Raw genomic sequence first — 13,427 nt, forward strand, 5'->3', positions numbered from 1 at the left:
ATTCCTGAACGGTTAATGCTGCAGCCGCAGCAGTACCGGGGCGTGCCCCGGCTGCTTTATCCGCACCACATACAGCCCGGCAGCCAGATCGGTTAACGGGATAACTAAGCGGGTAGCGCGCGCAGGCACCTGCTGCGTCAGGCGGGTGCGGCCGGTAACATCCAGCAGCGTTACCTGGGTTCCGGCAGCAGAGGCTTCCGACAGTTCCAGCACCGCTTCGGCAGCAGCCGGGTTGGGATATAGCTTCAGAGCAGTGGCTACTGCGTTGCGGTTGGGCAGCAAGGCGCTAAAAGCCGTACGGCTGCCGCAGGTGATACTAGAGCCGTTGCTGGTGCGCTGGTAGTAGGTAAGGGTAGTTTCATATTGCGCAGTCAGCCCCAGGCCCGCATTCAGGGCCTGCCCCCAGGCCCGGCTGTCAAGGCCCGGATGAAAGCTATTGTCGCCACTCTCCCAGTACAGGGCCTGTTGCTGCAGCAAGCTAGCCCCAGTGCAGCCAATACCGGCAGGAGGACTCACAGCGGACGGTGCCAGAACCGGAAACCCCATTAGCAACTGGTTAGGGAGCATTGCATACTCATACGCTAGTAGCTCGGCCCTGCGAGGAACCAGGTTGTTGGAAAGCAGTGTGCCGCTGCCACCCCAGCGCCCGGTACGCAGAGAAGCCGCCAGCCGCACCCGTTGCACTGGTGAAGTAACTGTCGAGGGCACCGGATAACAGCTGGGCGCATTGGACTGCATGCGCGTGGTCTGCTGCTGAAATACGTACACCAGACTGTCGGCCGTCTGCTGCCGGCTCACTACCCGCCGCAGAATCCATTCGTGGTAGCAGTCGATTCCGGAACTCATGATGGGCCGTGTTTCAAACCCTAATTCGTCGCCGGGCTGCAAAGTCAGTAAGGTGAGCGGGTTGTAATAGCTCTGCCCGGCAGGCCCCGGGCGGCGGGCCAACGTGAGTGACCGGCCACCCGGACCGGGTGCCGTCAGCAGCCCAAAATTCTTACTGATTTCATACACCGCCCCGGTGCTAAGCGTCAGGGTCAGCACTGAATCGGCGGTGCCCTCCAGCATCCGCACAGTGCGGCTGGTGGCCTGCACAGTTACGGCAGTTGGGCCGCTGCCTATCGTCAGGGAGCTACCCGTTTTCAGCCGCACCGGCAGTGGCACACTGGCAGCGGGCTGTCCTGCTTCAGCATTCCATTCCAACTGATACATCTGCTGAGTAGCCTGGTACCGCAGCCGGACCCCGAATTGATTGTTCCGCGACTTGTACCACGCGCGAGTCATGGTGCGCCGCATAATCCGGTTGAAGAAGTACAGCGAATCAGGGCCCTGCACGCCGGCCGAGTCGAGGCGTAGCGTCAGGACGGTATCAGTGGCAGCTAGCCGGAACGCATGCACGTCGCCGGCAGGCCGGAAAGGGCACCAGTTCTGGCCCGCGGCGGTTCCTGCCACACCAAGTACTAAGCTCAGCATCAATGCGAAAACGTGTTTCATGAGTATAGATTAAAGGAGTAATAGAATGGCAAAACGCCTATATAATATTCAGGATGAAATATAACTTTCTTCGTCAATATTCATAACACTGTTGACTGAAACGACGAAAGGCCCTGAGCTTACGCCCAGGGCCTTCCTGTATAAGGAGCAGAGTGCCGATTGACTGCTTAAGCAGCCAGCGACTTCACGAACTTAGCCAGCTTCGATTTGTTGTTGGCGGCTTTGTTCTTGTGAATGATGTTCTTTTTAGCCAGACGGTCCAGCATCGACGATACTTTCTTCAGCAGCTCCTGAGCAGCCGAAGCGTCGGTGGTAGCACGCAGTTTCTTAACGGCGGTGCGGGTAGATTTAGCCTGGTAACGGTTCAGTACGCGCTTAGCTTCGTTGGAACGGATGCGCTTGAGGGCCGACTTGTGGTTTGCCATGGGGTATGAAAATGGTCTTCTGCTCGAATTCAGTTCAATTGGGGAGTGCAAAGGTAAGGGTTTGATTGGAAATAGCAAACCTCTGACATAAAGCAAACCGGGTTAGGAGAGCTTCTGCTCGGCATGCCTAACTTTTCCGTCACTGGGCATGCCGGCCTGGCGGTTTTTACGTATCTTATCTGGTGCTACCGCCGGGCATTTCCTGACTACGTACTCCCAGTCGTCTGCTACCATGCCACTTGTTCCCGACTCCCCTTATCAAGCGCCGTTTTACCTGTTCAACGGCCATCTGCAAACTATTGTGCCCAGCCTGTGGCGCTCCGTGCCCGACGTACGCTACCAGCGCGAACGGGTGGAAACCGAAGATGGCGACTTCCTGGACCTGGACTGGTCGCGCCAGCCGGCTGGGCAGGCTGCCGATACGCTCGGCATCGTATCGCACGGGCTGGAGGGCGACGCCGGCCGGCCCTACGTGCGGGGCATGGTGCGGGCCCTCAACCACGCCGGCCTCGATGCCCTGGCCTGGAACTACCGCAGCTGCAGCGGCGAGATGAACCGCCTGCTGCGCTCCTACCACCTCGGCGACACCGACGACCTGGATTTTGTGATTCGGTATGCGCTGGGCACTACCCAGTATCGCCGGATCTTTCTCACCGGGTTTTCGGCGGGGGGAAATGTTACGCTCAAATACCTGGGTGAAAACCCCGCGCGGGTGCCCAAGGAGGTGCAACGGGCAGCGGTGTTTTCGGTACCCACCGACCTCAAGTCCAGCTCCCACCATATTGCCCGGCTGGAAAACCGCATTTACCTGAACCGCTTCATGAAAACCCTGCGGGAGAAGATGCGGCAGAAAGCGGCCCTACTCCCCGGACAAGTGGATTTGACGGATCTGGATGAGCTGCAGGATTTTCCGCAGTTCGACGACCGGTTTACGGCACCCATGCACGGCTTCAAATCAGCCGATGAGTATTACGAGCATGCCAGCTCCGGCCGTTACCTCAGCGGCATCCGCATTCCCACGCTGCTGGTAAATGCCCAGAACGACCCGTTTCTCCCCCCCTCCTGCTTTCCGCGTGATGTGGCCGCCCAAAGCCCTTATCTGTTCCTGGAAACGCCCGCTGATGGTGGGCACGTAGGTTTTGGGGAAGGTGCTCCGGACGGGCCGTACTACTCCGAGCGGCGGGCGGTGCAGTTCCTGACGGCGGAAGTACCGAGTTAGTGAATATGGATGTACAGTATCTGGGATATACTGCCGCTATATTGATTTAAGTGTCCTGTATCATTGGCATCAAATACCCCCACTATTCGCACGGGGCGCTGATCGAATCTATCAGCCTCCTTAATCTCATCTAATGGAGCTGGTAAATAACCGCTTATCCAAATTCGTCGCTTGCTAAATAGTCCCATTTCGTACAGGCCAATATCCTCAAACTGACGATGCAGAACACCTTTCAGTAACAACGTATCACCATCGTACGTTCGCGGATTTTGACATATCTGCAGCCACGAAGGCTGGTTTGCCCGCGCTAATAATCCAATGTCGCCGGCTTCAGAGCGCTGACAGGATGCTACTACGGGCAATAGAAATAATAATATCCAATACTGTATCTGCTTACATATTATCTGCATACACAATAAAACTAGCCGTTGCGCACCACTACTACCTTCTTCGTCTCAAAAAACGGTTCCTGAAAGAAATCCGGCAGGTCGATGATGGTGGCTTTCAGACCGGATTCCTGAATTTCCTCGGTCAGGTCCCCGCCTTTCAGGTAATAGAGGCCGCTGCCTGGGGCCGCTTCGTGGCGAGGTTTGTAGCGGTGGGCAATCCAGGTGTGAAAGGTAGCCAGGCGGGCTACGGCGCGACTCACCACGTAGTCGTACTTGGGGCGCAGCTGCTCGGCGCGGATCTGCTCGGCGGTGAGGTTAGTCAGGTGCAGGGCGTGGGCCATTTCCTGCACCGCGTGAATCTTCTTGCCGATGCTGTCCACCAGGTGAAACTTCACCTCCGGGAACAGAATAGCCAGCGGCAGACCCGGCAGGCCGCCACCCGTGCCCACATCAAGCACCGAGGAGCCGGGGGCAAATTCCACCACTTTGGCAATGCCCAGGGAGTGCAGGAAGTGCCGCTCCTCCAGGTTGTCCACGTCGGTGCGGGCTACCAGATTCAGGCGCTCATTCCAGCTCCGAAACTCGGTATCGAGCTGCTGGAACTGCTGGCGCTGGTGGTCGGTGAGGTGCGGAAAGTAGTGGTTGATCAGGTTCATCGTGGGGCAAAGGTAAAAACGTCTGTCATCCTGAGTGCAGCGAAGGACCTTCTCATGCCAGAACGGTACTCGTAACCGCTACTTGATCTGACGTGAGAAGGTCCTTCGCTTCGCTCAGGATGACAGGATAAAAAAAGCCCCGACTTGCGGCGGGGCTTTTTCACTAGATGATTTCCTTCTTGTTTTTCACCATGTCATAGAGCAGTTCACGGGCGCGGTGCAGCTGGGCTTTCACGGTGCCGAGGGGGGCTTTCAGTTCCTGGGCAATTTCCTCGTAGCTCAGCTCATCGAAGTAGCGCAACGTCACGAGGCGCTGGTACTTATCGGGCAGCCGGGATACCACGTGCTGCATGATTTCGATTTTCTGGTTTTTGATGGCCGACTCCTGCGGGTTCAGGTTCTGGTCGCGGAAGTCAATGGTGATTTCGTCGCCGTTGTCAATCTTGATGGCCGAGTCAATGGACATCGTTTTGATTTTATTCTTGCGAATAAAGTCGATGCAGTTGTTGGTGGCGATGCGGAACAGCCAGGTGCTGAAGGCAAACTCCGGGTTGAACTTGTGCAGGTTCCGGAAGGCCTTGGCAAAGGCTTCGATGGTGAGGTCCTCGGCGTCGTCGGGGTTGCGCACCATCTTCAGTACCACGTGGTACACCGGTTTCTTGTAGATCTGCATCAGCTCGGCGTAGGCCTTGCCGTCGTTCTTCTCCACAGCGGCCCGAATCAATTTGAAATCGTGCTTGGCTTTGGCAGAGAACTGTTTTTCCTGATTGTTTACTTCCATCGGAGCGTACGGTAGAGGAACAGCGAGATTCCCAGAGCGAGATAATAAAAAAAATACACAGCGTCGAGGACCGGCAGCCAGATAGGCGGCAACTGATCATCGAGCCGACGGCCGAGCTGGTGATAGACCGGCAGGATAACTACGGTGCGTAGCAGGCACACCGTAGCCAAAGGTACCCAATCGGGGCGGGAAAACAGCAGGCCGATTGCCGTGCCATAGAAAACCAGATTGGCCCCAATAAAGGTCCCAATCCGCACCCGATCGGTGAGGCGGTAGCTCCGCCCGGCTGACAGGTGCCGCCGTTTCTGGCGCCACCACGCACCCCAGGTAGTAGCGGGCTCACTGAGGGTATGCGCCCCCGGCTCGGCCACTACAGTCACCCGCGCCCCCTGCTGCACGGCATCCTGCACCAGCAGGTCGTCGTCGCCGGAGAGGCTGCGGATATGAGAAGCGAATCCTTTGGTTAGCTGAAAGACCTGCCGGGTATACCCCAGGTTGCGCCCTACTCCCATGTAAGGCTGGCCTCGCCATGCGAAGGACAAATACTGTGCCCCCGACAGCAAGGTTTCAAACCGGATTAATTTATTCAAAAAACCAGTTTCCTCCATGTAGGCCGAATACCCGAGCACTACATCTGCCGGCTGGCTGAAGCCGCGCTGCATGTATCTGAGCCACTGATTGGTGGCCGGAATACAGTCGGCATCGGTAAATAACAGACGCGGATAGCGGGAGGTTTTGATGCCGAGTGTCAGGGCGTATTTTTTGGGTGCCAATCCGTCAGGAGTGCGCGTGACAGTGACCAGCCGCACGTGCGGATAATACTGGGTGAGCTGCTGCACGTAGAGGTAGGTGTCGTCGCCGGATCGGTCGTCGATGACGATTAGCTCAAAGCCGGCGGGGTAATCCTGCTGCAGAATGAGCGGGAGCAGGCGGCGCAGGTTTTCCAGCTCGTTGTGAGCACACACGAGCACCGATACCGGCTCCTCGTCGGGGCCCGTGGCGGGCTCCGGGGGGCGGCGGGCGAAGGGTAGAAAATAGTACGCCGCGTAGTACAGCTGCACCAGCACGGCGGCCAGCAGCACCCACAGGGCGGGCGAAAGATGAAAACTCAAGGTAGTACAGGTGTTTCGGAGGGCAAAAGTAGGCATTCGGGGTGGGGCGAGTACCTTTGTAGCCAGGAGTTAGGAGTCAGGAGTCAGGAGATAAGAGGCCATATACGTGGTTTCGAATTCGTTCTGCCTTCTAGCTCCTGCCTCCTAGCTCCTAGCTCCTCCCAGAATGACCTTCGACCTCGTAGCCAACGACCCGCACAGCAACGCCCGCGCCGGCGTGGTGCACACCGACCACGGCGCCATTGAAACGCCCATTTTTATGCCCGTGGGTACGGCTGGCACCGTGAAAGCCGTGCAGCAGCGCGACCTGAAAGACGACATCAATGCCCAGATCATCCTTGGCAACACCTACCACCTGTACCTGCGCCCCGGCCTGGAGGTGCTGCAGAAAGCCGGTGGCCTGCATAAGTTCAACGGCTGGGACCGGCCGATTCTGACTGACTCGGGCGGATACCAGGTGTACTCGCTGAGTGGCACGCGCAAAATCAAGGAAGAGGGCGTGAAGTTCCGCTCCCACATTGATGGCTCGCAGCACCTGTTCTCGCCCGAGGGTGTGATGGACATTCAGCGCACCATCGGGGCCGACATCATGATGGCTTTCGACGAGTGCACGCCCTGGCCCTGCGAGTACAGCTACGCCGCCCGCTCCCTCGACATGACGCACCGCTGGCTGAAGCGCTGCATTCAGCGCTTCGACAGCACCGAGGGCCACTACGGCTATAGCCAGACGCTGTTCCCGATTGTGCAGGGCTCCACGTTCAAGGATTTGCGGGTAAAGTCGGCGGAGTTTATTGCCGAGCAGGGCCGGGAGGGCAACGCCATTGGCGGCCTGAGCGTGGGCGAACCGGCGGAGATGATGTACGAAATGACTGACCTGGTGTGCGGTATTCTGCCCAAGGATAAGCCCCGCTACCTGATGGGCGTGGGCACCCCGGCCAACATCCTTGAAAATATTGCGCTGGGCGTGGATATGTTCGACTGCGTGATGCCGACCCGCAACGCCCGCAATGGCATGCTGTTCACGACCCAGGGCATCATGAACATTGCTAACAAGAAGTGGGCCGATGACTTTGCGCCCATTGATGAGGAGCTGGGTGGCTACGTGAGCACCTTCTACTCGCGCAGCTACGTGCGCCACCTGTTCCACAGCAAGGAAATGCTGGGCCCGCAGATTGCTTCCATCCACAACCTCACCTTCTACCTGTGGCTGGTGAAGCAGGCCCGTCAGCAGATTCTGGCCGGCACCTTCCGCGAGTGGAAAGATAAAATGGTGAAGCAAGTAATGACACGGTTGTAATGAGTTTCTCGTTGCTGGTTTCTAGTTACCGTTCAACAGGCCTGTAGCATGACAATCAACAACTAGAAACCAGCAACCAGAAACCAGTGACTTTTGATGAAGCTCCTCGATAAATACATTCTCAAGAAGTTTCTCACCGCGTTTTTCTTCACGGTGGTGTTGCTCGTGTCGGTTATCTGCGTGATTGACTTCACGGAGAAGAACGACGACTTTCTGCAGCACAACCTGGGGGCGTGGCAGATTTTGTCGGAGTACTACGTGAACCTGTTTCCGTACTTCGCCAACCTGCTCTCCCCCATCACCGTGTTCATTGCGGTAGTGTTCGTAACGGCTCAGCTGGCGGCGCGCACCGAGGTAGTGGCTATTCTGGCTTCAGGCATCAGCTTTAAGCGGTTTTTGCTGCCCTACATCATGGGCAGTGCGATTCTGGGCGTGCTGACGATGGCCATGACGGGCTGGCTGATTCCGATTGCCAACAAAACCCGGGTGCAGTTTGAGAAGGCCTACATCAAGAACCCCTACCGGTTCAGTGGCCGCAACGTGCACATCAAAATCGGGCCCCAGAGCTACGCCTTCATGGAGAGCTACGACAACGTGAACAACGTGGGTTACAAGTTTGCGCTGGAAACCATTGACGGGCAGCTGCTAAAGCGTCGCATGACGGCCGAGGCCATTACCTGGGACTCCACCAAGCGGGCCTGGCACCTCACGCCCCAGCTCATCCGCACGTTCCGGGGCGAGAAGGAAACGCTCAAAACCATGCCCGCCCGCGACACGGTGCTCAACCTCTACCCCAAGGATTTCGCCAGCACTTACCGCCTGGCTGAAACCCTCACGCTGCCCGAGCTCAACAACTTCATCAACCAGAAAATAGCCCGCGGCTCCGACGATACGCAGGTGTACCTGAGCGAGAAGTATGAGCGGTTTGCCTACCCCTACGCCATGTTCATTCTCACCGTCATCGGGGTGATTATGAGTGCCCGCAAGAGTAGGGCCGGCGTGGGCGGGCAGATTGCGTTGGGCTTCGTGCTGGCCTTCGTGTTCATCATTTTCGTGATTCTGAGCCGCAACCTGGCCGCCGTGGGCACTCTTTCGCCCCTGCTGGCCGCCTGGATTCCCAGCATCATCTTTACCCTCATCGGGGCCGTGCTCTACCGCGTGGTGCCGCAGTAGTGAAGTTGCGAAATGGTGAAGTTGTGAACTACCCTGCCGGCCAAGCCGGCTCATAGTCCGCTACCTCGCCATTTCACAACTTCACCATTTCACAACTTCACCGCATGCTCAAAGACTACCTGCGTTTACATTTCATTGTGCTGCTGTGGGGCTTCACGGCCATTCTGGGCAAGCTGATATCGGTGCCGCCGGTGGAGCTGGTGTTCTGGCGCACGTTGCTGGCCGCTACCGGGCTGGGCGTGCTGCTGGCCGTGCGGCGGCAGCCATGGCGCGTGGCGACCGGTGAAGCGGCTAAGCTGCTGGGCGTGGGCGTGCTGGTGGCCGCGCACTGGATTACCTTTTTCCTGGCTGCCCGGCTGTCGTCGGTGAGTGTGTGCCTGGCGGGGCTGGCGACGCTGGCGCTGTGGACGTCCCTGCTGGAGCCGCTGGTGCTGTGGCGGCGGGTGCGCTTTTACGAGGTAGGCTTGGGCTTGCTGACGATGGTGGGGCTGTACCTGGTGTCGCAGGCGGAGCTGGACCAGCTGGCCGGGCTGCTGGTGGCTATTGTATCGGCGGGGCTGTCGGCGCTGTTCAGCGTGTTCAACTCCAAGCTGGTGAAGCGCCACACGCCATTTCAGGTAACCCTGTACGAAATGGCCGGGGCCTGCCTGAGCATTGTGCTGTTTATGCCCGTGTATAGCCACTACTTTACCGATGGCCGGGGCCTGCAGCTGGCCCTGAGCGGCTTCGACTGGCTGTGGCTGCTGCTGCTGGCCGGCGTGTGCACGGTGTACGCCTTCAGCACCTCCGTGGAGCTGATGAAGCGCATTTCGGCCTTCGTGGTGAACCTGACCATCAATCTGGAGCCGGTGTACGGCATTGTGCTAGCCGTACTCATGTACACACTGCATATCCCCGGCTTTGGGCAGGAAAAACTCTCCACCGGCTTCTACCTGGGCACAGTAGTTATCCTGCTGAGCGTACTGATCCATCCGGTGCTGGACCAGTGGAACCAGCGCCGCCAGCGCAAAGCGGAGGCCGCCGATGTGCTGGTAGGCTAATGGTGAGAGCATGTTTGGGAATTTAGAAAGAACGTCATGCTGCGCTTGCCGAAGCATCTCTACCGCTTTATCTAACTGCCATTGTCACGGAGCAGTAGAGATGCTTCGGCAAGCGCAGCATGACCGAAACGACGTTTCCATACATTCCCAAACTCACTATCTCACCAGTTCACCATCTCACCACTACAACCGCCCATCCCACACCTGATACTCCGACGGCAATGGCAGTTGCGGCGGTAGTTCTTGGCCCGGGAACAGCCCAAATACCGCCGAACCTGAGCCGGACAGGCTGGCGTAAGTCGCGCCGGCCGCGTAGAGCTGCGCTTTGATTTCGCCGAGGATGGGATAATGGGGCGTGAGGGCATCTTCGAAGTCATTGCTGATGGTGTCGCGCCAGGTTTCCAGGGGCTGGCTGATGGCCGTGCGCAACTCGTGGCGGGGCGTGTGGGGCTGCACGCGACTGTAGGCCTCGGCCGTGCTGATGTGCAGGCCGGGGTAGATAACCTTGCAGGCCACCCCGGTCAGGTCTAGACTAATATCCTCAAATACGTCGCCCCGCTCATAGGCGAAAACCGGCTTATTCCGGATGAAAAAGGCACAATCGGAGCCCAGGCGGCGGGCGTAGCTTTCCAGCGCATCGGCCGGCAGATTCAGCGTAAACAGGTCGTTGAGGGCGCGTAGGGCAAACGCGGCGTCGCCGGAGCCGCCGCCCAGCCCCGCCCCGATGGGCACCACTTTGTGCAGGTGCAGCTGCACGGGCGGCAGGTTGAAATCGGCCTTCAGCAGCTCGTAGGCCCGCAGGCACAGGTTGGTTGTCGGCTCGCCGGGAATGGGAATGCCGGTGAGGGCCAGCGCGGTTTCAGCCCCGGCCACCACAGGCAGCACCTCCAGCGCATCCGTCCACGGCAGCGGCACAAACACCGATTCGAGGTTGCGGAAACCGTCGGGCCGCTGGCTGGTGATGTACAGGCCCAGATTGAGCTTGGCGTTCGGAAAAACGAGCATAGGAATTGGAATCTTCAGGCTGCAAGCTACACGCTGCAAGCGGCATGTCGTTTCGTCGGCGAGTCAGATTTCTGCTGAAGCAGTTTCGCGCGGAACAAGGGCTTGTACTGCTTAGCGCGTAGCTTGCAGCCTGAATAGCCCAGCTCCATCTGATGCCTACCGCCGCTACTACTTCCTGGTATGCCCGCTCCGGCAAGCGCCTGCTGGATGCGCTGGTGGCCGCACCCGCGTTGCTGCTGGTACTGCCGGTGGTTGCCGTGCTGGCTCCCTTGCTGGCCTGGCAGAACGGCGGCCAGTGGCTGTTCCGGCAGCCGCGCCCGGGTCGGCACGGGCGGCTGTTCACGTTCTACAAGCTCCAGACGATGACCGACCAGCGCGACGCTCAGGGCCAGCTGTTGCCCGATGCCGACCGCCTCACCCACCTAGGCCGCTGGGTGCGCGCTACCTCCCTGGATGAGCTGCCTCAACTCTGGAACGTCCTGCGCGGCGACATCAGCCTGGTGGGCCCTCGGCCGTTGCTGGCGCAGTACCTGCCGCTGTATTCGCCGGAGCAGGCCCGCCGCCACGAGGTGCGCCCCGGCATTACGGGCTGGGCCCAGATCAACGGGCGCAACGCCATCAGCTGGGAGCAGAAATTTGCCCTTGACGTATGGTACGTCGATAACCTGTCGTTCGGGCTGGATATGCGCATTTTGCTGCGCACGGTAGGCCGCGTGCTGGGCGCGCACGATATTGCTGCCCCCGGCCAGGCCACGATGGAAGCGTTCCGGGGGTCGGCGGCTTCCCGCTCTCCTGAAACACCCTCCTAAGCCTCTTCCTATGCTGCCAGTTTCTGATTCCGCTTCTTCGCTTCGTCCGCTGGCCATTGTGGGGGCTGGCGGGTTAGGCCGGGAAGTATTGCTGCTGATCCGGCAGCTCAACGAGCAACGGCCTACCTGGGAAATTACCGGATTTTACGACGACAGGGTTCCGGTTCAGCCCAGCATCCACGGCCTACCGTACCGGGGCACCGTGGCCGACCTGAACCTCACCCCCGAGCCCTTGCACGTAGTTATTGCCGTGGGCAGCAGCCGCAGCCGACAAGCCATTGCGGGCCGACTCTCCTCTCCGCAGCTGCAGTTTGCCACCTTGGTGCACCCCGGCGTGGCGCTGGCTCCATACCAGCACGTTACCATCGGGGCCGGCTCCATCATCTGCCAGGGCTGCATCCTGACCTGTGATATTACGCTGGGCCAACATGTGCTGCTGAATCTAGGCTGCACCATCGGGCACGATGCTGTGCTGGAAGATTTCTGCTCTCTGATGCCGCACGCTAACATTGGCGGCGAGGCGCATCTGGAAGCGGGCGTGTACCTGGGCACCAACGCTACGGTCATCAACCAGGTGCGGGTGGGAGCCGGTACCACCGTAGGGGCCGGAGCCGTGGTGGTGCGGGATTTGCCCGGTGGCTGCACGGCCGTGGGCGTTCCGGCGCGGGCTATGTAAACCATCATTACGCACTGATTTTAGACCAATTTCTGCCAAGACTACCCGCAAATTCCTCATCTTGCCGGTAGCCCTCTTACCTCTCCTATTCCCTTTTGCCAATGCGCAGTCAGGATTACGACCGGTTGTATCTGTCTCCTCCCCACCTCGGCCGGCACGAGCTTAACTACCTGCACAAGGCCATTGAAGATAACTGGGTGGCTCCGGTAGGTCCTAACCTCGATGGGTTTGAGCGGGACATCTGCGAGTTTACCGGCGCGGGGCACTGCGTGGCGTTGTCCTCTGGCACGGCGGCTATTCACCTGGGGCTGCGGCTGCTGGGCGTAGGCCCCGGGGATGAGGTGCTGTGCCCGTCTTTCACTTTCGTGGCTACCGCCAACCCCATTCTGTACCTCGGAGCCCGGCCGATTTTCGTGGATAGCGAGGCCGAAACCTGGAACATCTGCCCAGAGCGGCTGCGGGAGGCGCTGGAAGATATGCAGCGGCAAAACCGGCGGCCCAAAGCCCTTATTCTGGTGCACCTGTATGGCATGCCCTGCCGCCTGCGTGAAGTGCTGGCCGTAGCACAAGAGTTTGGCGTACCAGTGCTGGAAGATGCCGCCGAAGCTCTGGGCAGCCGTTACGAAGGCCAGCCGCTGAGCACCTTTGGTGAGGTGGGCGTTTTCTCCTTCAACGGCAATAAAATACTCACCACCAGCGGCGGCGGGGCCCTGGTAACCAACCGCCCGGACTGGGCTGAGAAAGTCCGTTTCTGGGCTACCCAGGCCCGCGACCCGGCCCCACACTACCAACACTCCGAGCTGGGCTACAACTACCGGCTGAGCAACCTGCTGGCTGGCATCGGGCGGGGCCAGATGGAGCTGTTGGCAGATCGGGTAAAAAAGCGGCGGGAAATTTATGCCTGGTACCAAGAACACCTGCGCGCTGTGCCGGGCCTTACGCTCGGGCCTCAGGAACCGACCCACGGGCAATCCAACCGCTGGCTGAGCTGCGTGCTCCTCAACCCTACCGAAATGGCCGTTACGCCCGAGCAGCTGCGCCTGCACCTAGAAACACACAACATCGAAAGCCGGCCCCTCTGGAAGCCCTTGCACCTGCAGCCGCTATTTGCCGAAGCACCAATGTACGGGGGCAGCGTTTGTACCAATTTATTTGTCCACGGCTTGTGCTTACCCTCAGGATCCTCAATGCAGGAATCGGACCTGCACCGCGTAGCCGATGCCTTACGCGGCATCTTACTGACCTGAATTTAGCACAACACCTAGCTGAGTAGTACATAAAGTTTCAAGAGTAGTTCTTGAAGTACATTCTGTTTCTGGGCGAGTACATGGGGCATGTAGCTGGTATATAA

Annotated in this window: 13 protein-coding genes; 7 read left to right on the forward strand and 6 right to left on the reverse strand. The window is 59.0% G+C overall.

Features of this window, described 5'->3' with window-relative positions:
* Positions 1 to 12 precede the first annotated feature (12 nt).
* Entirely contained in the window at positions 13 to 1,494 is a 1,482-nt protein-coding gene (locus tag EI291_RS12155; protein ID WP_125420213.1) for a T9SS type A sorting domain-containing protein, read from the reverse strand.
* Positions 1,495 to 1,661: 167 nt separating this feature from the next.
* Positions 1,662 to 1,919, reverse strand: a complete 258-nt coding sequence (gene rpsT, locus EI291_RS12160) for a 30S ribosomal protein S20 (RefSeq protein WP_044013973.1) — start codon at positions 1,917 to 1,919, stop codon at positions 1,662 to 1,664.
* Positions 1,920 to 2,151: 232 nt separating this feature from the next.
* Here rpsT and EI291_RS12165 point away from each other — a divergent pair, with 232 nt between their 5' ends.
* Positions 2,152 to 3,138, forward strand: a complete 987-nt coding sequence (locus EI291_RS12165) for a YheT family hydrolase (protein WP_125420215.1) — start codon at positions 2,152 to 2,154, stop codon at positions 3,136 to 3,138.
* Positions 3,139 to 3,559: 421 nt separating this feature from the next.
* Here EI291_RS12165 and rsmG read toward each other — a convergent pair whose 3' ends face one another.
* The 3 genes from rsmG to EI291_RS12180 form a co-directional block, all read right to left on the reverse strand.
* A complete protein-coding gene (rsmG, locus tag EI291_RS12170) occupies positions 3,560 to 4,183 on the reverse strand; it encodes a 16S rRNA (guanine(527)-N(7))-methyltransferase RsmG (protein WP_125420217.1) in 624 nt (207 codons plus the stop codon).
* A 163-nt stretch (positions 4,184 to 4,346) separates the two neighbouring features.
* Complete coding sequence (locus EI291_RS12175) at positions 4,347 to 4,964, reverse strand: RNA polymerase sigma factor (protein WP_125420219.1); 618 nt, start codon at positions 4,962 to 4,964, stop codon at positions 4,347 to 4,349.
* Positions 4,955 to 6,076: a glycosyltransferase gene (locus tag EI291_RS12180; protein WP_170172616.1), complete on the reverse strand. Its 1,122-nt coding sequence runs from the start codon at positions 6,074 to 6,076 to the stop codon at positions 4,955 to 4,957. Before EI291_RS12180 ends, EI291_RS12175 begins: the two co-directional genes overlap by 10 nt.
* Before the next feature lie 166 nt (positions 6,077 to 6,242).
* Here EI291_RS12180 and tgt point away from each other — a divergent pair, with 166 nt between their 5' ends.
* From tgt to EI291_RS12195, 3 genes are all read left to right on the forward strand, one after another.
* Positions 6,243 to 7,373, forward strand: coding sequence for a tRNA guanosine(34) transglycosylase Tgt (tgt, locus tag EI291_RS12185; protein ID WP_125420223.1), 1,131 nt, complete (start codon positions 6,243 to 6,245; stop codon positions 7,371 to 7,373).
* A 96-nt stretch (positions 7,374 to 7,469) separates the two neighbouring features.
* Positions 7,470 to 8,546 (forward strand): LptF/LptG family permease, encoded by a 1,077-nt coding sequence (locus tag EI291_RS12190; protein WP_125420225.1) that lies wholly within the window; start codon positions 7,470 to 7,472, stop codon positions 8,544 to 8,546.
* A 104-nt stretch (positions 8,547 to 8,650) separates the two neighbouring features.
* On the forward strand, positions 8,651 to 9,586 hold the full coding sequence (locus EI291_RS12195) for a DMT family transporter (RefSeq protein ID WP_125420227.1): 936 nt from the start codon (positions 8,651 to 8,653) through the stop codon (positions 9,584 to 9,586).
* A 183-nt stretch (positions 9,587 to 9,769) separates the two neighbouring features.
* Here EI291_RS12195 and ispE read toward each other — a convergent pair whose 3' ends face one another.
* The gene (gene ispE / locus EI291_RS12200; protein ID WP_125420229.1) at positions 9,770 to 10,591 is read right to left on the reverse strand and encodes a 4-(cytidine 5'-diphospho)-2-C-methyl-D-erythritol kinase; all 822 of its coding nucleotides are present in this window, start codon (positions 10,589 to 10,591) and stop codon (positions 9,770 to 9,772) included.
* A 152-nt stretch (positions 10,592 to 10,743) separates the two neighbouring features.
* Here ispE and EI291_RS12205 point away from each other — a divergent pair, with 152 nt between their 5' ends.
* The 3 genes from EI291_RS12205 (at position 10,744) to EI291_RS12215 (ending at position 13,323) form a co-directional block, all read left to right on the forward strand.
* Positions 10,744 to 11,400 (forward strand): sugar transferase, encoded by a 657-nt coding sequence (locus EI291_RS12205; RefSeq protein WP_125420231.1) that lies wholly within the window; start codon positions 10,744 to 10,746, stop codon positions 11,398 to 11,400.
* A gap of 10 nt (positions 11,401 to 11,410) precedes the next feature.
* Positions 11,411 to 12,076 (forward strand): acetyltransferase, encoded by a 666-nt coding sequence (locus EI291_RS12210; RefSeq protein WP_125420233.1) that lies wholly within the window; start codon positions 11,411 to 11,413, stop codon positions 12,074 to 12,076.
* Between the two features lie 101 nt (positions 12,077 to 12,177).
* Positions 12,178 to 13,323, forward strand: a complete 1,146-nt coding sequence (locus EI291_RS12215; protein WP_125420235.1) for a DegT/DnrJ/EryC1/StrS family aminotransferase — start codon at positions 12,178 to 12,180, stop codon at positions 13,321 to 13,323.
* Positions 13,324 to 13,427 lie beyond the last annotated feature (104 nt).

This window comes from Hymenobacter rigui (assembly GCF_003944715.1).
GTDB lineage: Bacteria > Bacteroidota > Bacteroidia > Cytophagales > Hymenobacteraceae > Hymenobacter > Hymenobacter rigui.